At 67.9% G+C, this 19,367-nt stretch carries 18 protein-coding genes; 10 read left to right on the forward strand and 8 right to left on the reverse strand.

Annotated features, from left to right (window positions below; genetic code table 11):
• The first annotated feature begins 111 nt into the window (after positions 1-111).
• Complete coding sequence (gene rsmI / locus ACWCPQ_RS25280; protein WP_449903088.1) at positions 112-957, forward strand: 16S rRNA (cytidine(1402)-2'-O)-methyltransferase; 846 nt, start codon at positions 112-114, stop codon at positions 955-957.
• A gap of 12 nt (positions 958-969) precedes the next feature.
• Here rsmI and metG read toward each other — a convergent pair whose 3' ends face one another.
• The gene (gene metG, locus ACWCPQ_RS25285) at positions 970-2,535 is read right to left on the reverse strand and encodes a methionine--tRNA ligase (RefSeq protein ID WP_449903090.1); all 1,566 of its coding nucleotides are present in this window, start codon (positions 2,533-2,535) and stop codon (positions 970-972) included.
• Between the two features lie 280 nt (positions 2,536-2,815).
• Between metG and ACWCPQ_RS25290 the strand changes: the two genes are divergently transcribed.
• From ACWCPQ_RS25290 to rsmA, 3 genes are all read left to right on the forward strand, one after another.
• The gene (locus ACWCPQ_RS25290; RefSeq protein ID WP_449903092.1) at positions 2,816-3,652 is read left to right on the forward strand and encodes a TatD family hydrolase; all 837 of its coding nucleotides are present in this window, start codon (positions 2,816-2,818) and stop codon (positions 3,650-3,652) included.
• Positions 3,653-3,803: 151 nt separating this feature from the next.
• Positions 3,804-3,986: a hypothetical protein gene (locus ACWCPQ_RS25295; protein WP_449903274.1), complete on the forward strand. Its 183-nt coding sequence runs from the start codon at positions 3,804-3,806 to the stop codon at positions 3,984-3,986.
• 49 nt (positions 3,987-4,035) lie between these two features.
• Positions 4,036-4,902, forward strand: coding sequence for a 16S rRNA (adenine(1518)-N(6)/adenine(1519)-N(6))-dimethyltransferase RsmA (gene rsmA / locus ACWCPQ_RS25300; protein WP_449903256.1), 867 nt, complete (start codon positions 4,036-4,038; stop codon positions 4,900-4,902).
• A gap of 6 nt (positions 4,903-4,908) precedes the next feature.
• Here rsmA and ACWCPQ_RS25305 read toward each other — a convergent pair whose 3' ends face one another.
• A complete protein-coding gene (locus tag ACWCPQ_RS25305; RefSeq protein ID WP_449903094.1) occupies positions 4,909-5,118 on the reverse strand; it encodes a heavy-metal-associated domain-containing protein in 210 nt (69 codons plus the stop codon).
• Between the two features lie 249 nt (positions 5,119-5,367).
• Between ACWCPQ_RS25305 and ACWCPQ_RS25310 the strand changes: the two genes are divergently transcribed.
• Together ACWCPQ_RS25310 and ACWCPQ_RS25315 are read left to right on the forward strand one after the other, a co-directional pair.
• Positions 5,368-6,336, forward strand: a complete 969-nt coding sequence (locus tag ACWCPQ_RS25310) for a 4-(cytidine 5'-diphospho)-2-C-methyl-D-erythritol kinase (protein WP_449903097.1) — start codon at positions 5,368-5,370, stop codon at positions 6,334-6,336.
• A 106-nt stretch (positions 6,337-6,442) separates the two neighbouring features.
• Positions 6,443-8,248 (forward strand): ABC-F family ATP-binding cassette domain-containing protein, encoded by a 1,806-nt coding sequence (locus ACWCPQ_RS25315; RefSeq protein ID WP_449903099.1) that lies wholly within the window; start codon positions 6,443-6,445, stop codon positions 8,246-8,248.
• A gap of 15 nt (positions 8,249-8,263) precedes the next feature.
• Here the strand turns inward: ACWCPQ_RS25315 and ACWCPQ_RS25320 are convergent, their stop codons facing one another.
• Together ACWCPQ_RS25320 and ACWCPQ_RS25325 are read right to left on the reverse strand one after the other, a co-directional pair.
• Positions 8,264-9,121: an Abi-alpha family protein gene (locus ACWCPQ_RS25320; RefSeq protein WP_449903102.1), complete on the reverse strand. Its 858-nt coding sequence runs from the start codon at positions 9,119-9,121 to the stop codon at positions 8,264-8,266.
• A complete protein-coding gene (locus ACWCPQ_RS25325) occupies positions 9,112-10,434 on the reverse strand; it encodes a hypothetical protein (protein ID WP_449903105.1) in 1,323 nt (440 codons plus the stop codon). The genes ACWCPQ_RS25320 and ACWCPQ_RS25325 overlap by 10 nt, the downstream gene beginning before the upstream one ends.
• 293 nt (positions 10,435-10,727) lie before the next feature.
• Between ACWCPQ_RS25325 and ACWCPQ_RS25330 the strand changes: the two genes are divergently transcribed.
• The gene (locus tag ACWCPQ_RS25330) at positions 10,728-11,735 is read left to right on the forward strand and encodes an Abi-alpha family protein (protein WP_449903106.1); all 1,008 of its coding nucleotides are present in this window, start codon (positions 10,728-10,730) and stop codon (positions 11,733-11,735) included.
• Positions 11,736-12,085: 350 nt separating this feature from the next.
• Positions 12,086-12,709, forward strand: coding sequence for a nuclear transport factor 2 family protein (locus ACWCPQ_RS25335; protein ID WP_449903258.1), 624 nt, complete (start codon positions 12,086-12,088; stop codon positions 12,707-12,709).
• A 6-nt stretch (positions 12,710-12,715) separates the two neighbouring features.
• Here ACWCPQ_RS25335 and ACWCPQ_RS25340 read toward each other — a convergent pair whose 3' ends face one another.
• A complete protein-coding gene (locus tag ACWCPQ_RS25340; protein ID WP_449903109.1) occupies positions 12,716-14,359 on the reverse strand; it encodes a peptide chain release factor 3 in 1,644 nt (547 codons plus the stop codon).
• Between the two features lie 561 nt (positions 14,360-14,920).
• Between ACWCPQ_RS25340 and ACWCPQ_RS25345 the strand changes: the two genes are divergently transcribed.
• Positions 14,921-15,517 (forward strand): 50S ribosomal protein L25/general stress protein Ctc, encoded by a 597-nt coding sequence (locus tag ACWCPQ_RS25345; RefSeq protein ID WP_449903112.1) that lies wholly within the window; start codon positions 14,921-14,923, stop codon positions 15,515-15,517.
• Between the two features lie 18 nt (positions 15,518-15,535).
• The gene (pth, locus tag ACWCPQ_RS25350; RefSeq protein ID WP_449903114.1) at positions 15,536-16,111 is read left to right on the forward strand and encodes an aminoacyl-tRNA hydrolase; all 576 of its coding nucleotides are present in this window, start codon (positions 15,536-15,538) and stop codon (positions 16,109-16,111) included.
• A gap of 124 nt (positions 16,112-16,235) precedes the next feature.
• Here pth and egtD read toward each other — a convergent pair whose 3' ends face one another.
• The 3 genes from egtD to egtB are packed head-to-tail and all read right to left on the reverse strand — an operon-like array spanning position 16,236 to position 19,350.
• Positions 16,236-17,207, reverse strand: coding sequence for an L-histidine N(alpha)-methyltransferase (gene egtD, locus ACWCPQ_RS25355; protein WP_449903117.1), 972 nt, complete (start codon positions 17,205-17,207; stop codon positions 16,236-16,238).
• Positions 17,204-18,040, reverse strand: a complete 837-nt coding sequence (egtC, locus tag ACWCPQ_RS25360; protein ID WP_449903119.1) for an ergothioneine biosynthesis protein EgtC — start codon at positions 18,038-18,040, stop codon at positions 17,204-17,206. The genes egtD and egtC overlap by 4 nt, the downstream gene beginning before the upstream one ends.
• Positions 18,040-19,350: an ergothioneine biosynthesis protein EgtB gene (gene egtB / locus ACWCPQ_RS25365; protein ID WP_449903260.1), complete on the reverse strand. Its 1,311-nt coding sequence runs from the start codon at positions 19,348-19,350 to the stop codon at positions 18,040-18,042. The genes egtC and egtB overlap by 1 nt, the downstream gene beginning before the upstream one ends.
• Positions 19,351-19,367: the final 17 nt, after the last annotated feature.

Here is a 19,367-nt window from a genome sequence, read left to right on the forward strand (position 1 = left end):
CAGGCCTCGAAAGCGCATGAGCCGAAGGCTCGAGTCTCGAGGCCTGAACGGCGAGACCAAGGGGGCCTCAACCCCGCGCCGCCGCAGGCGGCGCCGAAAACAAGGAGTGTGGTGGGCGTCGGTGGGCTGATTTTGGCGGCGACTCCGCTCGGGGCGATCGGGGATGCATCGCTGCGGCTGCGGGACGCGCTCGGCAGCGCCGATATCGTCGCGGCGGAGGACACTCGGCGTACCCGGTCGCTGGCGGATGCGCTCGGTGTGGAGATCCGGGGGCGGGTGGTCAGCTTCTACGACCATGTCGAGGAGGCGCGGATTCCGGCTCTGCTGACCGATATCAGCGACGGCCGCACTGTCCTGCTCGTCACCGATGCCGGTATGCCGTCGGTGAGCGATCCCGGGTATCGGCTGGTGGCGGCGTGTGCCGAGCGGGGGTTGCCGGTGACCTGCCTGCCCGGGCCGTCGGCGGTGACCACCGCGCTGGCGCTGTCGGCGCTGCCGGTGGACCGGTTCTGCTTCGACGGTTTCGCGCCCCGGAAGTCGGGTCGCCGCAAGGAGTGGCTCGGGACTCTGGTGGGGGAGAAGCGGGCGGTTGTCTTCTTCGAGGCGCCGCACCGGCTGGCGGACTGTCTGGCCGATGCCGTGGAAGTGCTGGGCGGCGATCGCCGGGCGGCGGTGTGCCGGGAGCTCACCAAGACCTACGAGGAGGTCGTCCGCGGCACGCTCGCCGAGCTCGCCGCTTGGGCGGTGGACGGGGCGCGCGGCGAGATCACCGTGGTGCTCGCGGGCGCTTCCGCCACTGTGGTCGATCCGGAGGATCTGGTGGCCCAGGTGGAGGAGCGCGCCGCGGCGGGTCTGCGTCTCAAGGACGCGAGCGCGGAGATCGCGGAGGTCGCCGGGGTTTCCCGCCGGGAGCTCTACGATGCCGTGCTGGCCGCCCGCCGCGCCGCGGTGGACTGAATCCGGCCGGATTCAGTCGTCGGTTTTCGGCTCCACGTAGCGCGGGAAGACCGGTTCGGGGGCCGGGAGCGCGACGCCGGGTACCAGCGGGGTGGCGATCGCGGCGAATTCGCGGTCCTGCTGGGCGAGCAGGTCCAGGATCCGTGCCGCCGATCCGGGCAGTACCGGCTGCACCAGGATCGCCACGATCCGGACCACCTCGAGGGTGACGTAGAGGACCGTCGCCATCCGGGCCAGATCCTCGTCGGTACCCGATTTGCGCAGTGCCCACGGCGCCTGGGCGCTGAAGTAGCGGTTGGTCTCGCCGAGGGTCAGCCAGATCTGTTCGAGCGCCAGATGCATCTGCTGGACGTCGAATTCGGCCCGGCAGCGTTCCAGCAGCGCGCCGGCGCGGTCGAGCAGCGCCCGGTCCTCATCGGTGAATTCGCCCGGGGTGGGGACGGCCGCACCACAGTTCTTGGCGACCATGGTCAGACTGCGCTGCACGAGGTTGCCGAATTCGTTGGCGAGGTCGGCGTTGATCCGGGAGACGATCGCCTCGTGGCTGTAGCTGCCGTCCTGTCCGTAGGAGATCTCGCGCAGCAGGAAGAAGCGCACCGCGTCGAGCCCGTAGGCGTCGACGAGGTCGATCGGGTCGACGACATTGCCGACCGATTTCGACATCTTCTCGCCCTTGTTGTACAGGAACCCGTGCACGAAGACCCGGCGCGGCAGCTCGATCCCGGCCGACATCAGGAAGGCCGGCCAGTACACCGTGTGGAAGCGGGTGATGTCTTTACCGATGATGTGTACGTCGGCGGGCCAGAATTTCTGGAACGTCGCCGAATCGGTGTCCGGGAAACCGACTCCGGTGAGGTAGTTGGTCAGCGCGTCCACCCAGACGTACATCACGTGGTCGGGATGGCCGGGGACGGGAACACCCCAGTCGAAGGTGGTCCGGGAGATCGACAGGTCCTTGAGACCGGCCTTCACGTAGCTCACGATCTCGTTGCGCCGGGTGGCCGGAGCGATGAACTCGGGGTGCTCGTCGTAGAGCGCGAGCAGTTTGTCCTGGTAGGCGGAGAGCCGGAAGAAGAAGTTGGATTCCTCGGTCCAGGTGACCGGCGTTTTCGTATCGGTGGAGACGCGGCTGCCGTCGTCGAGCAGCGTGGTCTCCTCCTCGGTGTAGAAGGCCTCGTCGCGCACCGAGTACCAGCCGGAGTAGTTGTCCAGGTAGATATCGCCGTTGTCCAGCATCCGCTGCCAGATGGCGGTACTGGCGATCTGGTGATCGGCGTCGGTGGTGCGGATGAAACGGTCGTAGGAGACGTCGAGGGTTTTGTCCATCTGCTCGAACACGTCGGAGTTGCGGGCGGCCAGCTCCTCCACCGGGATGTTCTCGGCGGCGGCGGTCTGCTGCATCTTCTGACCGTGCTCGTCGGTTCCGGTCATGAAGAAGACGTCATACCCGTCGAGCCGCTTGAACCGGGCGAGCGCGTCCGAGGAGATGTACTCGTAGGCGTGCCCGATATGCGGCGCACCGTTGGGGTACGCGATGGCCGTGGTGAGATAGAAGGCGGGGCGATCGACTGCGCTCATGGTGTGTCGATTCCATCATGAGGACCGCAGTGAACCCGACTCGACTGCGTGTTCATGCCATCAGAGGTTACTGGCAGGGCTTCGCGAGCCGGAATTCGAATTCGCCCGGGCACCGGTCTCCCGGCTGCTCGGTGAGCCGAACCGCCGCGCCGCGGGGCCGCGGCCGGGTCTCTACTGTGGTGCGCGTGGCTCTTCTCGAACGCGTGCGTGTGCTCCGTTCCGCCCACCCGGCGGAACCCGTCCGGTTCGCCGGTCCGCTCGGGCGCCGGGTGACCGGCCGATGAGCGCGAAACGTCCCGCGCCGCCGCTTCCCGAACCGTTGACACCGCTGGTCGACGCGCATACCCATCTCGACGCCTGCGGAGCCACCGACGCGCAGTCGGTGGCGGAGATGGTGGACCGGGCGGCCGCGGCCGGGGTCGGCCGGGTGGTGACCGTCGCCGACGACCTGGATGCCGCGCGCTGGGCGGTGCGTGCGGCGAACTGGGACGACCGGGTGTATGCGGCGGTCGCGCTCCATCCGACCCGGGCGAACGCCCTCGACGACACGGCACGAACCGAGCTGGAGCAGCTGGCGGCCGATCCGCGGGTGGTCGCGGTCGGCGAGACCGGGCTGGACTACTACTGGCCGGGGAAGCTCGACGGCTGCGCGGATATCGAAACCCAGATCGAGGGTTTCCGCTGGCATATCGACCTGGCCAAGCGGATCGGTAAACCGCTGATGATCCACAACCGGGAGGCCGATCACGATCTGCTGACCGTTCTGCTGGACGAGGGAGCTCCGGAGACGGTGATCTTCCACTGTTTCTCCTCGGACGCGAATATGGCGCTCTCGTGTGTGGCCGAGGGGTATGTGCTGAGCTTTTCCGGGACGTCGAGCTTCAAGAACGCGCACGAGTTGCGGGAGGCGGTGAAGGTGGTGCCCGATGAGCAGCTGCTGTTCGAGACCGATGCGCCGTATCTGACGCCGCACCCGTATCGGGGCGCGCCCAACGAGCCGTACTGCCTGCCCTATACGGTGCGCGCGGTGGCCGGGATCCGTGGTCAGGATCCGGCCGAGCTGGCCGAGATCAGTACCGCGAACGCGCGCCGCGTGTATCGGTTCGGTCGCGGCTGAGCCCGGTTGATCCAGAGTGATGTGAATCACAAATCGACAACCTGATATCTCGTCTACCTGGGGTGCTGCCCCTGGGGCGCGATGTGAAGAATCGGCGGGTCTGTTCGTAGCGGTTGTGGGGTGCCGCGGGCGTCGTTATCGTCCTGTGACCGTGTCACCCTTTGCGAGGATCAACTCCTCACGTTCGCCGCTGCTGTACCTGGTCATCGCCGCTGTGCTGCTGACCCTGATCGCTGGTGCCGGCGCCGCGATCGCCACGCACGACTCCGGGGGCGATCGCACGCGCTCCGCGCCGGCCCACGCCTCGTATTCGCTGGATATCGACGCGGCCTGAGTTCGCGTCCGCACCGGGTTGGTAGGTTCTCCCGGTGTCCGATGCCGAGATGATGGTGCGTGGCCAGGCCGCTCTGCTGGGTCCTGCGCAGGTGCGCGAGCTGGCCGAGCAATTGGGGGTGCGCCCGACCAAACAGCTCGGGCAGAATTTCGTGCACGACGCCAACACTGTCCGGCGGATCGTGACCGCGGCCGGTGTCGGGCGGGCGGATACCGTGCTCGAGGTGGGGCCGGGGCTCGGCTCTTTGACATTGGCCCTGCTGGATGTGGTTGACGCAGTTCTCGCTGTGGAGATCGACCCGGTGCTGGCCGGACAGTTGCCGGCAACGGTGCGGGAGCGGGCCGGAGAGCTGGCCGAACGGCTGACCGTGATCCCGGGTGATGCGTTGCGGATCGGATCGGACGCGGTCTCGGTGGCGCCCACCGCGCTGGTCGCGAATCTGCCGTACAACGTCGCCGTACCGGTTCTGCTGCATCTGCTCGCCGAATTCCCGAGTATCGCGACCGCATTGGTGATGGTGCAGGCCGAGGTGGCCGACCGGCTCGCGGCCGATCCGGGCAGCCGGGTGTACGGGGTGCCGAGTGTGAAGGCGGGCTTCTACGGAACCGTGCGCAAAGCGGGGGCGGTGGGCCGTCAGGTGTTCTGGCCGGTACCGCAGGTGGAATCCGGGCTGGTCCGTATCGATCGGTTCACCGAACCGCCGTGGCCGGTGGACGCGGCGCATCGGCGACGCGTTTTCGAAGTGGTCGACCTGGCATTCGCGCAGCGTCGGAAAACGCTGCGGGCCGCCCTGGCCGGTTGGGCGGGAAGCCCCGCGGAGGCCGAGCGGCGGCTGCTCGCCGCCGGTATCGCACCGACCGCCCGCGGGGAGACTCTGGACACCGCGGCGTTCGTCCGTCTCGCCGCGCAGTCCTGAATCGGCTCAACCGGCGATCGCGTAGCCCGCTTCGTCCACCGCGGCCGCGATATCGGCATCGGCAATGGGGGTGCTGCCCTCGACGACGACCCGGCCGGACGCGAGGTCTACATCGACGCTGGTGACACCGTCGATCTTGCCGATTTCGGTCCGCACCGACTGGACGCAATGTCCGCAGGTCATGCCGGTGACGGTGTAGGTGCTGGTCGTGGCCATGGCGTCTCCTTCGTGCTCGATCCCGTTCGGGAAGGTATCGCCAATATACCCCCGGGGGGTAGTTTGGGCAATGGGTGCCCAGTGTGACGTCGGGTCCGGCCGGGCTGCGCGAGCATTCGCTCCGGCCGTGCGCGGTCGAACGATGGGCTTCGCCCAGCTGCGCCTATTAGGCGTACCTCCGCATTCGCTCCGGCCGTGCGCGGTCGAACGATGGGCTTCGCCCAGCTGCGCCTATTAGGCTGTTTCATCGTGCTGTCCGTTGTGCCCAGTCCCGTCACCGTGCGGGCTCCTTCGAAGGTGAACCTCCATCTGGGAGTAGGTGACCTGCGCGCCGACGGCTACCACGAGCTCACCACCGTTTTCCAGGCGCTCTCACTCGCCGACGACCTGGAGATCATCCCCGCCAACTCGCTGACCCTGCGGGTCACCGGGGAAGGCGCCGCCGAAGTACCCACCGACCGGACCAACCTGGTGTGGAAGGCAGCGGTCCGGCTGGCCCAATCGGCCGGGCGCGCGCCGCTGGTGGAGATCGCGATCGACAAGGGCATCCCGGTGGCCGGGGGTATGGCCGGCGGCAGCGCCGACGCGGCCGCCGCCCTGGTCGGGCTGAACGAACTGTGGGAACTCGGGATGAACCGCGACGAACTCGCCGCCATCGGCGCCGAACTCGGTAGCGATGTCCCCTTCGCGCTGCACGGCGGAACCGCACTGGGGACCGGGCGCGGCGAGCGTCTGCTACCGGTACTGTCCCGCAACGCCTTCCACTGGGTGCTCGCACTCGCCAAGGGAGGCCTGTCCACCCCGGAGGTCTTCACCGAACTCGACCGCCTGCGGGTCCAGGGCGAACCGCCCCGGCTCGGGGAACCCCAGGAGCTCATGCAGGCGCTGGCGTCGGGCGACGCGCGACAGCTCGCGCCGCTGCTCGGCAACGATCTACAGGCGGCCGCGGTTTCGCTGCGCCCCGATCTGCGCCGCACCCTGCGCGCGGGCGTGGAGGCCGGCGCGCTGGCCGGGCTGGTCTCCGGTTCCGGTCCGACGTGTGCGTTCCTGTGCGAATCGGCGGAATCGGCGGTCGCGGTAGCGGCGGAACTGTCCGGCGACGGAGTGGCCCGCAGCGTGCGCACGGCCACCGGACCGGTTCCCGGCGCGCGGGTGACGAGTCACGAAGAGCCGCATCCGCCGGTGCCCGATCCCGGCCCCGGCCCGCGCCGCGCCTGACCGCGGCGTCCGTGCGCAGGCTGCGGATGGGCCCGGTCCGAGCACGCCCATTAGGCTGGCCGGGGCCCCGTACAGGCGTGGCCGGCAGCCGTAGGCGGAAGGATCCATGTCCAACCTGATCAACCTCGAACAGGTCAGCAAGAGTTTCGGGGTCACACCGCTGCTCGACGCGGTATCGCTGGGCGTGCACTCCGGCGACCGGATCGGGGTCGTGGGCCTCAACGGAGGCGGGAAGACGACCCTGCTGGAGGTGCTGACCGGGATCGAGGAGCCCGACAGCGGCCGGGTGAGCCGGGTCGGCGGGTTGCGGATGGCCGTGGTCACGCAGCGCGGGGTGCTGCCGGAGGGCGCGACCGTCGGCGAAGTGGTATTGGCCGGGCTGGCCGACGATGCGCCAACCGGCGATATCGCCGAACACGAATGGGCCGCCGACCCGCGGATCCGGTCGGTGCTCGACGGTATCGGAATCGCCGATCTGGGGTTGGACACCTCGGTCACCAATCTGTCCGGCGGTGAGCGTCGCCGGGTCGCACTGGCCGCCGCGCTGGTGCGCGAACTGGATCTGCTGGTCCTCGACGAACCGACCAACCACCTCGATGTCGAAGGCGTGGAGTGGCTGGCCGAACATCTGCTGGCCCGGCGCAGCGCGCTCGTCGTCGTCACCCACGATCGCTGGTTCCTCGATACGGTCGCGACCCGGACCTGGGAAGTCGTGGGCGGCCGGGTGGAAACCTATGAGGGCGGATACGGCGACTGGATCTTCGCGCGCGCCGAACGCGCCCGCCAGGCCGACGCCACCGAGGCAAGGCGCCGCAATCTGGCGCGTAAAGAGCTCGCCTGGCTGCGGCGCGGTCCGCAGGCCCGGACCTCCAAACCGCGCTACCGGGTGGAGGCCGCCGAGGCATTGATCGCCGACGTGCCGCCACCGCGCGATTCGGTCTCGTTGACCGCGTTCGCCAAGAAGCGGCTGGGCCGGGTGGTGATCGAACTCGAGGACGTCACCCTCGCCACGCCGGACGGGCGGGAACTGGTACGCGATCTCACCTGGCAGCTGGCCCCCGGGGAACGGGTCGGTCTGGTCGGGGTGAACGGGTCGGGCAAGACCACGCTGTTGCGCGCACTGGCCGGTGATATCGACCCGGTATCGGGTAAGCGGATCCAGGGCCAGACCGTGCGGATCGGCTGGTTGCGCCAGGAACTCGACGATCTCCCGACCGATATGCGGGTACTCGAAGCCGTCCAGCAGATCGCTATGCGGATCACGCTCGGGGAAGGCAGCAAGGCGCTCGAATTGTCGGCCGGTCAGCTCGCCGAACGGCTCGGGTTCACCCCGGCCCGCCAGCGCACCCCGGTCCGTGACCTGTCGGGTGGGGAGCGGCGCCGGCTGCAACTGACCCGCATTCTCATGGCCGAGCCCAACGTGCTGCTACTGGACGAGCCCACCAACGACCTCGATATCGATACCCTTCAGCAGCTCGAGGATCTGCTCGACAACTGGGCCGGGACCCTGGTGGTGATCAGTCACGACCGCTATCTCGTCGAGCGGATCTGCGACACCACCTGGGCGCTGTTCGGCGACGGTGCGCTCACCAATCTGCCCGGCGGAATCGCCCAGTATCTGCGCCGCCGCGCCGAACTGTCCGCCGGCACCCCGGCGGCACCGCAGTCCGGGCCGCAAACAGTCGCACCGCAGACGGATTCGGCGGCCTACCGGGCCGCCCGCAAGGAACTCACCCGGCTGGAACGCGCCATCGACAAACTGACGGAGCGGGAGACGGCGTTGCACGCCGCCCTCGCCGATGCCGCGACCGAACCGGACAAACTGATGACCCTGGGTGCCGAACTCAAGGACGTACAGGCGCAGAAGGAAACGGCCGAGGAACGCTGGATGGAACTCGCCGACGAGGTGTGAGGCCGCGGCGGGTGGTCAGTGGTTCTCGGCCGCCGACCCGTTTTCGCCGGTGATCGGCAGACTGGCCTGGACGAACTCCCCGCCGAACGTGGTGAGCGCGATACCGCGGTGCTGGAATTTGCCGCGACCACCGGCCTGTTTCAACAGTTCGATCGCCGGCGCCTGCGCCTCCAGGAGCTGATAGCGCTCGGGCGTGCCCACCGGTTCGCGCAGCAGTTCGATCAGGCCGATCCGGCGCAGATTGGTCAGATAACGCTGTACCCGCTCGGGATGCCGGAGTCCGGCGTGCTCGCCGATCATGCTCACCCCGATCTCGGCGGTACCGGCCCCCTGCTCCGATCTGCGGCTGCTCCGCCCGACGCGGCGGCCGCCGCGTACGGTGACCGCCGGCTGCGGGCCGTCGAGCCGCAGCAGCCGCAGGATGCGGGCCTCGTCGGAGGTCAGTTCGGCCAGGATCCGGGCGAACGCCGGATGGCCTTCGTCGGCGGCGCGGGGGCTGGCGGCCAAGCGCAGCAGCGCGGCGCCCTGTTCGCGCAACGACCGTTCGGTCGGGGATTCGGCCGGCCCTTCCGCCGCCGCGACACCGAGCGCCCGGCGCAGTGCCTCCTGCATCTGCTGCACCGCCTCGGTGCGGATCTCGGCCGGCGGAAGCCCGGCCATACTGCCGCGAACCACCGTTTCGGTGACATCGAGGGCGGTGTGCACACCCCAGCGGGTCGTGCCCGACACCGCCGAAGCCGCGACCCGCGCGACGCCGCTCACCGCGCGAAGTCCCGCGGCGGGACCGACCGGGCGGCCGGTCTCCGCCGGGCGGCCCGTATATCCGGGCCGCTCGGGCTCGCCGCTTTCCTGTGCTTCTCGTTTCACAGCCATGTCGTCGCCACCCCCGTTCCGAAGACCAGGATATGCGCGTATCCGGCGAACAGGCCCAGTACGCCGCCGTGCACGAACAGCAGCCATTCGTCCTGTTTGATCGCCGCCCGCAGCATATCGACGAAATCGTTCGGCGACAGCTCGGACATCTGCTTGGCGATATAGGCGCTGATCTGCTTGCCCTGCCGCACGTTGAAATCCTGATCCGAGAACGCCAGCGGCGCGATCGCCATCGCCTCGGAGGTCAGGGTCTGGGTCAGTGAGTGGTACTCGCGGCTGCCGAGCACCAGTTTCACCGCGCCCCGGGCCGGGCCGAGTGCCCGGTCGGCGGCGGGACGCAAAGTGTCCTCCAGCATCTGGAGGGTGCGGTCGGATTTCGGTCCGTTCAGCAGTTCGTCCCCGATATTGGCCAGGGTCATCACCTGGGTGGACACCAGCTCGGCATAGCCGGTGGTGATCTCGTCCTGACGTTTGATCAGCAGGCCCTGCCGCCACGGGCACCACCATTTCGGCTCGGCGGGCGCGAAGATCATGTTCAGGCCCACCCAGTTGACCACCCAGCCGATGATCACCCCGCCGATCGGCAGCACCGCCAGCGTCGGCCATCCGGTCAGCTGGAGAATCGCGACCAGCACCACACCCATCGGCGCGCCGAAGTAGAGGCCGAAGTTCTGCATGAACCGCAATTCCTTGGCACCCAGCACCTGGAACAATTGATTGAGCAACTGGGGACGGGATTGGAAATAACGAATCACCATCTGCTTGACATCGAGTAATTGATCGATGTTCGCGCCGAGTTCGGTGGTGAGTTCGTGCAGGATATCGGGTAGCTGCTGGCGAACCCGTTCGTGGACCAACTCGCGGACCTGTGTGGGCAGGTTGTACCAGAGCTGCGGATGTTCGCGGCGCAGGATGGTCTCGACGATATCGCGGATCTGTGTCTCCGCGGTCACCGCGAGGTGTTCGGCGAGCGCGTCCGGTTCCAGTTCGCGGTAGAAATCGGAGACACTGCCGAGCTTCGAAAGCCCTTTGTCCACCGCGATACTGGCCATTTTGTCGGCCCGCGAGGGCACGATGCCCTGCCAGCCGAACCGGCCGTCGTGACTGAGCAGCGGCAGGATCTGGATCCGCTTGGGCAGATACGGGTACAGATATTGCAGGCCGGGTACCCGGACACCGTGAAATGCGATCGGCCGGAACAGCATCAGCACACCGGTCCAGTTGGTGATGTAGCCGATGACTCCGGTGAACAGAGGAATGGTCAGCAATTCCAGGAGGATCGTCGGGTGCACCCCGAACACACTCTCCAACACGGCACACCCTCCTGCTCCGGTGATCGCAGCCTCACCGGGACCCTCAAATTAGCACCACTGCCGGAAGACGTCCGCGTTGCGGCGGCAGTCGCACCGGCAGCGTGTGCGAGCCCGGCGCATCAGGCGTACCTCCGCCTTCGCTCCGGCGTGCGCGGGCGACCAGTGGGCTTCGCCCAGCTGCGCCTACTAGTGTCTCAGACGTAGGCCGGATTCATGGTCCGGCGGCGGGTGATCGCGGCGAATGGGCAATAATCGGTGAGCGGATTCGTTCATCTGGCGATATCGGAGTAGACGTGGCAGACGACAGGACCGGACAGGAGATCCCCCGGACCGGTTCCCGAGCCGTGCAGCGCAGCGCGTCCCCGGGTGCCGTGCGGGCGTCGAGCTCCGGAACCACACGTGGGCTCTCGCCGAACGGTGCGCGCATTTCCGGATCCGACGTCGTCCCCAGGCCGCCGTCGAGTGTGGAGCGCAGCTCCGATGTCGAGCAGCGGCAGATCAGCAACGAGGCCCGGCTCATCCGCGGTGTGTTCCGGGCCGCGGGCCTGGCCGCGGGCAGCGTGGTCCGTGGGGGTCAGTGGGCGGTGGAGACCTCCTACGAGGTGACCCGGGAGATCACCCAGGCGGCGCTGGACGGGGAATCCTCGACCGAGATCGCCGAACGGACCGGTAACGCGCTGCGTTCCATCGCGCGTAGTGCGCTGGGGGTGACCGAGGGCTCGGTACGCGAGATCGTCAGTTATGTCCCGACCGGGCAGACTCCCGCCCAGCAGACCGTCGCCGTCGGTTCCTATCTGCGCTCGGCCAGTGTCGCCGAACTGCGTAAACGCGGGGATGCGCTGCTGGCCCGCTCGGCCGATGTGTATTTCACCGAAGAGGTGCATCCGGCCTACGACCGGATCCTGGACGAACTGGCCCCCGACGAGGCCCGCATTCTGCGCTATATGGCCCTCAACGGGCCGCAGCCGACGGTCGATGTACGCACCAACCGGCCGCTGGGGATCGGATCGGAGCTTGTCGCCGGTGGCCTGACCTCCGTTCCGGAGCAGGCCGGAGTGCGCTATATGGACCGTGCGCGCTCGTATCTGATCAATCTGAGCCGGCTGGGCCTGACAGAAAATTCCGACGATCCGGTGGTGCTGAGCCGCTATATGGTGCTGGAGGTCCAGCCGATCGTGGAGGCTGCCCTGAAAAAGGCGGGCCGGGCACCGAAAATCGTCCGCAAAAGCCTGCGGCTGACCGAGTTCGGCGAGGATTTCTGCCGTACCTGCTTCACCATCGGCAACGGTGATCGCCCCTGATATCGGCTGCCGGGAACAGTGTTCGAACCCATCTACCTGGTGCTCTTCCGAACCGACCGGGCGGGACGCTGCGGCCCGTGATGCCGCCGACGCAGGATAGCAATCCGATACAGATCTGAATTACCTCCCAATTTGTCCATTTCAGGTGGGATGGTGGAGTTATGGACCAGGGCGAGGAGCGCAACGATCCCGGGCCGCGCCCGGGTGGATTTCCGCGGCGGCCGGGCCAGAGCAGGGAAACCATGGCCTTCTCCGGCGCCGCACTCGCGGCCGCGTTGGGAGCCGGACTCGATGTCTCGCTGCCACCGCGGCTCGAGCCCGAACCGGAAGTGCCGATGACGATGGGGCCGATGCGTCCCGGCGAACGATCCGGGGTGAGTTCCGTGACTGCAGACGACGTGCTCGCGATACATCGCCTCAAATTCCGGTACCTGCGCACCTTGGATACCAAACTCTGGGACGATCTCGCGGAAACGATGATCCCGGAGGCCACGGCCACCTATAGCGAATATCTGCAGTTCGAATCCCGGGAAGCATTTCTCACATTTCTGCGCAATACGCTCGGACCGCATGTCATCACCGAACACCGCTGCGATCATCCCGAGATCGATGTGGACGGTGACCGGGCGACCGGAATCTGGTATCTCTCCGATACCGCTTTGATTCCCGAGAACAATATGTTGCTGCGCGGTTCGGCCTTCTACAACGACGAATACGTGCGGTGCGACGACGGTCATTGGCGGATCGCGCACACCGGATACGAACGCACCTACGAAGTGGTGCTCTCGCTCAGCGACCTGCCCAGCCTGCGGCTCACCGCCAACCGCTGGGGTCTGGTCCAGCAGCCCACCGGGGTGGAAGAGGTCGAACGCACTCCGCGCGATTACCCCGCGCCGAGCACCCGGCCCGAAACCGGCGCCTACGACGCCGATCGCGAGTATCCGGGTCCCGAGGAGGAGCGCGCGGCCGGTTGAGCCGGTTCAGTCGGCGGCGGCGACCAGCGGTTCCAGGGTGAGGTCGGGCATTTCCTTCTGGATGTACTGCAACCGCCATTTATCGCTGAACAAGGCCAGGATCGCGCCGTCGGTGCGGGTGAAGACCTCCACACCGCGCTGACGGTCCAGTTCGGGTGCCGACTCGGCATCGGTGCGCCGCGCGATGGTGTAGGCGAGATGATCGAGCTGGGTCTCGACCCCGAACTCGCCCTGCATCCGGGCGGTCACCACTTCGAACTGCATCGGACCGACGGCCGCGAGCACCGGCGAGGCGTCACCGCGCGAATCGTTGCGCAGCACCTGCACGACACCTTCGGAATCGAGCTGGTCGATGGCCTTGCGGAACTGCTTGTACTTACCCGCGCTCTGCGCCCGCAGTGCCGCGAAATGTTCCGGCGCGAACGAGGGGATCGGTGGGAACTCAACCTTCTTTTCCACGAAAAGGGTGTGGCCGGGGGCCAGGGCGGTCGCGTTCACCAGGCCCACCACATCACCGGGATAGGCGGTGTCCACGGTCGCGCGTTCACGGCCGAACACCGTGAGCGCGTACTTGGTCGCGAACGGGCGGCCCGTCTGCGCATGGGTCACCACCATGCCGCGTTCGAATTCGCCGGAGACGATCCGCATGAACGCCAGCCGGTCGCGATGCGCGGTATCCATTCCGGCCTGCACCTTGAACACGACGGCGCTGAACGGATCCGCGGTCTCGCGCGGGGTGCCGTCGACCGCGGCCCGGGCACGGGGGGCCGGAGCCAGCGCGACGAGGGTCTCCAGCAACTGCCGCACGCCGAAGTTCAGCATGGCCGAGGCGTAGATCACCGGTGAGGTCTGCCCGGCGAGGAAGAGTTCCTGGTCGTGGTCCTGGCCGGTGGCCGAGAGCAGTTCGCTCTCCTCCGCCGCGGTACTCCACGGCTCGCCCTCCCTGGCCTCGGCGGCCTCGGGGGTCAGCGATTCTTCCGGCGCGATGGTCGCGCCACCGGCGGTCCGGGTGAAGTGGATGTATTCGGTGGCCGTGCCGTCGGGTCCGCGGCGCAGCAGGCCCCGGAAATCACCGGCGATCCCGACCGGGAGGAACAGGGGCGTAGGGGTGAGTCCGATCCGTTCGTCGATCTCGTCGAGTAGTTCCAGGGGTGCGCGCCCGGGCCGGTCCCATTTGTTGATGACCGTGATCACCGGGATGCCACGGTGGCGGCACACCTGGAAGAGTTTCAGCGTCTGCGGCTCCAGGCCCTTCGCGGCGTCGATCAGCATGACCGCGGCGTCCACCGCCGTCAGCACGCGGTAGGTGTCCTCGGAGAAATCGGAGTGACCCGGTGTATCGACCAGGTTGATCACATTGTCGATCTCGGAGCCGGCCGCCCGGTAGTTGAACTGCAGCGCGGTGGAGCTCACCGAGATTCCGCGGGCCTTCTCCATCTCCATCCAGTCCGACACTGTGGACTTGCGGCCCGCTTTGCCGTGGATGGCGCCCGCCTCCGAGATCTTGCGGGCATGCAGCGCGAGCGCTTCGGTCAACGTCGATTTACCCGCGTCGGGATGGGAGATCACGGCGAAGGTGCGACGCCGCGACACCTCGGCGGTCAACCCGCGCGCAGCGGGCGCGACGGAGCCCTCGGTGGAGGCGGTCAACGGAAACAACCTTTCGGCGGAAGAGCGGGACAACCGTCCAGGCTACGTGACCGGCCCGGGCAGGCGCTCCGTGCACCTACCGGTTCGATGGTTGCGCCGGATAGGGCCCCGACCCGCCGAATGTGGGCCCCGGTTCTCGAGCGAGGAGGCGAAGAAGCGCAACCACTGAACCGACCGCCGACGCACAGCACCCGAGTCGACGGAGCCCCGGCCCTTCGCCGGAGGCGGGGCCATCCACAAAGGCGGGGCCCGCCCCGGGTCTGGACTGACGGAGCGGGGGAGCGGAGGAGGGAAGACCCGGGGTCACGAGGGCCCCGCCCGCGACGCCGAAGGCGGCGCCGATGAACACAGCCCACCCGATTCAGGAGTTATGCGGCGCTCGAGTTACAGTATTCGGGTTGTCTCGGCGAGGGTTCGCATTTCTGCGGCACCGTGATCGACGCGGCGCGGCTTCCGGCCGCCTCCGATCGGTCTTCGCCTGACGAGCAGACCAACCGACCAGGGGCGCGATTACCCTGGCACCGCCCACCAGTCCGGTAGAGCCGTAGGAGTTATCCAGTCATGTCCGACGTCAACCTTCTCGAAGCGCAGATCCGCACCGAGTTCGGCAAGGGCGCAGCGCGCCGTACCCGCCGCGCGGGCAACGTGCCGGCTGTGCTGTACGGGCATCAGTCGGACCCGCAGCATCTGTCGCTGGACGCGCTGTCGTTCGCGGCCATCCTGCGTCAGCACGGCACCAACGCGGTGCTGAACCTGAACATCGAGGGCAAGAAGCAGCTCGCGCTGACCAAATCGGTCGTCGTGCATCCGATCCACCGTTACATCGAGCACGCCGACCTGCTGATCGTGCAGCGGGGCGAGGCGGTCACCGCCGATGTTCCGGTCACGCTCACCGGTGAGGCCGGCCCCGGGACCCTGGTCACCCAGGAGGCCACCACCATTTCCGTCTCGGCCGACGCGCTGAACATTCCGGAGTCCGTCGAGGTCTCCGTCGCCGGTGCCGAGGTGGGCACCCAGATCACCGCGGGCGCCATCGTGCTGCCCAAGGGTGTCGAGCTGGCCGGTGACCCGGAGGCGCTGATCGTGAACGTCGTCGAGCCCCGTGCCGCCGAGCCGGAGCCCGAGGCCGAGGTCGCCGAGGGCGAGAGCGCCGAATAGGAATCCGGCCCCTTCTCGATGGCCGATACCGCGCCGGCGCTCGTCGTCGGCTTGGGCAATCCGGGTCCGGCGTATGAGCGGACCCGGCACAATGTGGGCTTTCTGGTCGCCGATTCGCTCGCGGAGCGGGTCGGCGGCCGGTTCACCGCTCATAAGAAATCGGGTGCCGATCTGTTGCAGGCCCGATTGGACGGACGTCAGGTATTGATCGCGAAACCGCGATCGTTCATGAATCTGTCCGGCCGCCCGGTGGCGGCTCTGGCCCGGTTCTTCTCGGTTCCGCCGACCGAGGTCGTCGTCGTGCACGACGAACTGGATCTCCCGTTCGGTGAGATCAGGCTCAAGCGTGGTGGCGGCGAGGGCGGGCACAACGGTTTGCGGTCGGTGTCCGGTGCCCTGACCACCAAGGATTATCTGCGCACCCGTATCGGTATCGGGCGTCCGCCGGGCCGGCAGGATCCGGCCGATTTCGTGCTCAAACCGTTTTCGTCGGCCGAGCGCAGAGAACTGCCCACGGTGGTCGAGCAGGCCGCTGATGCCGTGGAATTGCTGTTGCGGGTCGGGTTGGAGCCGGCGCAGAACCGCCTGCACTGATATGCGGCCGCGCCCGGGTTTCGCCGGCCACCTGGCGGCGCCCGTACCGGACCTCGGGGACGAGCGTCCCCCGGAGAAACGAGTAGTCCGAGGGAAGCTCGGATGCCGGAATCCGATTCCGCCCTCAGACCCGGGCCGCGAGGACGAGAGCGAAACGGTCGTCGGGATCGGTCCACGCGTGTTCCAGCACGAATCCCGCAGCCCGTAGTTCACTGTCCAGTCCCGGAATACGGAACTTCGCGGAGATCTCGGTGCGGATCTGCTCGCCCGGCGCGAAACGCGCGGTGAAACCGAGATCGGCGACCGTGACGTTCATTTCCCGGGTCGCCTCCAACCGCATCTCGATCCATTCGTTGTCCGGATCCCAGTGCGCGATATGCCGGAAGGATTCCGGGTCGAAATCGGCCCGGAGCCGGGAATTGAGAACCCGCAGCACATTACGGTTGAACTCCGCCGTGACCCCGGCGGCGTCGTCGTAAGCGGGGACCATGACTTCCGGGTCGACGACCAGCCCGGCACCCAGCAGCAGTTGCTCGCCCGGTTCCAGAACATCGTGGATACCTGTCAGGAATTCGGCGCGTACATCGGGGACCATATTGCCGATGGTGCCGCCGAGGAACGCGATCATCCGGCGTCCACCGCGCGGCAGCGCGCCGAGCGTGTCGGTGAAATCGCTGACCACCCCGTGTACCGCCAGGCCCGGAAACTCCGCGGCCACTTCCGTCGCGGAAGCGCGCAGCGCCGTCGCCGAGACATCCTGCGGTACATAGGTTGTGAGGGGACCCTCCGACGTGAGGGCGTTCAACAGGATCCGGGTCTTGGCCGCCGAACCGGACCCCAGCTCGACCAGGACCTCCGCTTTCGCGGTGCGGGCGATCGCGCCGGCCACCGATTCCAGCAGGGCCCGTTCGGTGCGGGTCGGATAATACTCGGGCAGCGCGGTGATCTGCTCGAACAGTTCGCTGCCGCTGGCATCGTAGAACCATTTCGGGGGCAGCCACTTCGGGCGTGCGGTGAGTCCGCGGCGGGCATCGGTGCGCAGCGCCTCGGTGAGATCGGCGTCGGTGAGATGGACTTCCACGATCGGCTGGGTCATCGGGGCAGGCTTTCGGTCGCGGTGGATCGGCCGAGCTCGAGGTTATCGATGCTCAGCCCGCCGGGTTCGGCGTGGACGAGACTCCGGTCCGGTAGCAGCTGCCACCGGGCGTCGTCGTCATAGGGTTCGGAGGCCAGCACGGCGAACTCGTCGCCGATCAGGGCGTACAGCGAGTGGTAGCAGGTGGTGGCCCACAACCGCCTACCGTCGCCGAGTAGCAGGTTCACTCGGGCGTCGGGAGCGTGGTGCAGGACGCCGGTGACGAGCAGACGCAATGCGGTGCCGGGGGTTTCGGCCAACCCGGCCGGCGGTTCGGGGTCGAGCAATCGGCTCAGCAGCACCCACAACGCGGCCGAATCGGTGAGCGCCTCGGCCTCGAGCAGATGGCTGGTCTCGTAGCGGCGGGTCATTCCGGCGCGGGTGGCGGCGACATCCAGATCGGAGAGGACGGCGGTGAGTACCGAACGCCATCGCGGCACCACCCCGTTGTGACTGAACGCCCACCGATCCCACAGGAACGGCGCGCACGCCGAACGTTCCAGCGGCATACCGACGGTCGCCGAACGCACCGAGCCCAGAACCGCGTGCGAGGTCAGCTGCGGCAGTACCTCGTCGACCGCCGGGTCGGTCCAGATCGGATCGGCATTGCGGTAGCGGGTGACCGCGGTCGCGTCCGGCCCCCACCACGCGACTCCGAACCCGTCGGCGTTGATCGTGCCGCCGCCGCGCATCTCCCGCGGCGCCCACGCCTGGGTGCGCAGGGAGTGCGGGCCGCGGGTCAGCATGTCGCCCACCGGCACCGGGGTACCCACATAGCCGAGATGGCGGCACATCAGGCCTCTTCCGGGCCCACGGTGCGGGCCAGCCGGAACCCGGCGAAGATCTGCCGGCGGATCGGATGGTCCCAGTTGCGGAAGGTACCCCGGCAGGCGACGGTGTCGGTACCGAAGGAACCCCCGCGCAGCACCCGGTAGTCACCGCCGAAGAACACCTCGGAGTACTCCCGGTACGGGAACGCCCGGAATCCGGGATAGGGATCGAACCCGGAGGAGGTCCACTCCCAGACGTCGCCGATCAGCTGGTGCACGCCTGCGGGCGAAGCACCGGCCGGGTAGGCGCCGATATCGGCGGGCTCGAGATGACGCTGACCGAGGTTGGCCAGACCCGGCCCGGGCTCCGTATCACCCCACGGGTAGGTGCGGGTGCGCCCGGTCTCCGGGTCGTAGCGGGCCGCTTTCTCCCATTCCGCCTCGGTGGGCAGCCGTTTACCGGCCCAGTTCGCGTAGGCCTGCGCCTCGAACCAGCACACGTGCACCACCGGCTGTTCCGGCCGCAGCGGGCGGAGCGCCCCGAACACCCGCCGCCACCACTGTCCGTCGGCGTCACGTTCCCAGAACTGCGGTGCCGTGAGCCCGGCTTCGCGGCGATGTGCCCAGCCACGTTCGGACCACAGTTCCCGCCGCTCGTAGCCGCCGTCGGCGACGAACGCCAGATACTGCGCGTTGGTGACGGGTGCGGCGTCGATCGCGAAGGCGGGCACGTGCAGCGGATGGGCCGGTCGTTCGTTGTCGAGTGCCCAGGGATCGGTGGAGGTGCCCATGACGAACTCACCTGCCGGGATCACCACCTCGCCGCGTACCGGCACAGCGGCGGCGGGTGGGGCGGGCGCGGTGAGCGCCGGCGCCCCGGTCCGCAACTGGTGGGTGGCGAGCATGGTCTCGTCGTGCTGCTGTTCGTGCTGGGCGATCATGCCGAAGGCGAAACCACCCGTGACCAGTTCGTTGCCCCGCAGCGGGCTGCGGTCCAGGACGTCCCATACCTTGTCGCGTACCGTACCGACATAGCCGCGGGCCTCGTGGGGACTCAGCAGTGGCAGCTGCGGCCGATTCGAGCGGGCATGTTTGAACGCGTCGTACAGTTCGTCGATATCGGGACGGACCGGCTCCCGGCCCCCGACGTCGCGCACCAGCCACAATTCCTCCTGGCTGCCGATATGGGCCAGATCCCAGACCAGTGGGCTCATCAGCGGGGAATGCTGCGCCCGGAGTTCGGCTTCGTCCACACAATCGGTGAGCGCCGCGGTGCGCAGCCGCGCCCGGATGAGGGCGGCCGCGATGTGCTCGCGCAACCGTTCGGTTTCGATGAGGTCGGCGTTCGGCT

The organism is Nocardia sp. NPDC001965 (genome assembly GCF_053594175.1).

Excerpts from the sequence above, each read along its gene's own strand:
- pth (WP_449903114.1), top strand. The coding sequence starts at position 15,536 with ATGGCCGATACCGCGCCGGCGCTCGTCGTCGGCTTGGGCAATCCGGGT.
- ACWCPQ_RS25320 (WP_449903102.1), bottom strand. The coding sequence starts at position 9,121 with ATGGCTGTGAAACGAGAAGCACAGGAAAGCGGCGAGCCCGAGCGGCCC.
- ACWCPQ_RS25345 (WP_449903112.1), top strand. The coding sequence starts at position 14,921 with ATGTCCGACGTCAACCTTCTCGAAGCGCAGATCCGCACCGAGTTCGGC.
- ACWCPQ_RS25315 (WP_449903099.1), top strand. The coding sequence starts at position 6,443 with ATGTCCAACCTGATCAACCTCGAACAGGTCAGCAAGAGTTTCGGGGTC.
- egtD (WP_449903117.1), bottom strand. The coding sequence starts at position 17,207 with ATGACCCAGCCGATCGTGGAAGTCCATCTCACCGACGCCGATCTCACC.
- egtC (WP_449903119.1), bottom strand. The coding sequence starts at position 18,040 with ATGTGCCGCCATCTCGGCTATGTGGGTACCCCGGTGCCGGTGGGCGAC.
- ACWCPQ_RS25305 (WP_449903094.1), bottom strand. The coding sequence starts at position 5,118 with ATGGCCACGACCAGCACCTACACCGTCACCGGCATGACCTGCGGACAT.
- ACWCPQ_RS25290 (WP_449903092.1), top strand. The coding sequence starts at position 2,816 with ATGAGCGCGAAACGTCCCGCGCCGCCGCTTCCCGAACCGTTGACACCG.
- rsmA (WP_449903256.1), top strand. The coding sequence starts at position 4,036 with ATGATGGTGCGTGGCCAGGCCGCTCTGCTGGGTCCTGCGCAGGTGCGC.
- ACWCPQ_RS25335 (WP_449903258.1), top strand. The coding sequence starts at position 12,086 with ATGCGTCCCGGCGAACGATCCGGGGTGAGTTCCGTGACTGCAGACGAC.
- metG (WP_449903090.1), bottom strand. The coding sequence starts at position 2,535 with ATGAGCGCAGTCGATCGCCCCGCCTTCTATCTCACCACGGCCATCGCG.